The organism is Clostridium sartagoforme (assembly GCF_039521405.1).
Taxonomy (GTDB): Bacteria; Bacillota; Clostridia; order Clostridiales; family Clostridiaceae; genus Clostridium; species Clostridium sartagoforme.
Map to the genome: position 1 here is coordinate 1 of NZ_BAAACH010000040.1, position 577 is coordinate 577.

The 577-nt window shown below is 33.3% G+C and carries 1 protein-coding gene; it reads left to right on the plus strand.

The genetic code is table 11. The features are described 5' to 3' along the window. On the plus strand, positions 1–577 hold a 577-nt coding region (locus ABDZ60_RS18550; RefSeq protein ID WP_343780237.1), incomplete at both ends, for an ABC transporter permease.

A 577-nucleotide genomic window follows, 5' to 3' on the forward strand; every position in this document is an offset into this window, starting at 1 on the left:
TGGACTTATGATAATAGGTTCATTTGCAGGAGCATTAACAGTTTCAAAGCTACAAGCAAATGGAGTAGCAGGAGCTTTATGGATAGGTTTATTAGTAGCGACATTAGTAGGAGTTTTATTTTCATTATTACATGCTTTTGCAAGTATAAACTTAAACGCAAATCAAGTAATTAGTGGTACAGCAATAAATATGATAGCTGGAGCATTAACAGTATTCTTAGCTAGAAACATTACAGGAAGTGGTAATATAAGAGTTACAGCAGGATTTATACCAAAGGATATTCCTATATTATCTAGTATTCCAGTAATAGGACCACTATTCTTTACTAAAACATATGCAACTACATGGCTTGTAATAATAATCTTAATTGTTAGTACTTTCTTATTATATAAAACAAGTTTTGGATTAAGATTAAGATCATGTGGAGAACATCCACAAGCGGCAGCAGCTGCTGGTATAAGTGTTTTCAAAATGAGATATATAGGAGTTATGGTGTCAGGAGGAATGGCAGCTTTAGGTGGTGCAATAATATTACTAACATATTCCGGAGAGTTTAATGGTAATGTTGCAGGACTT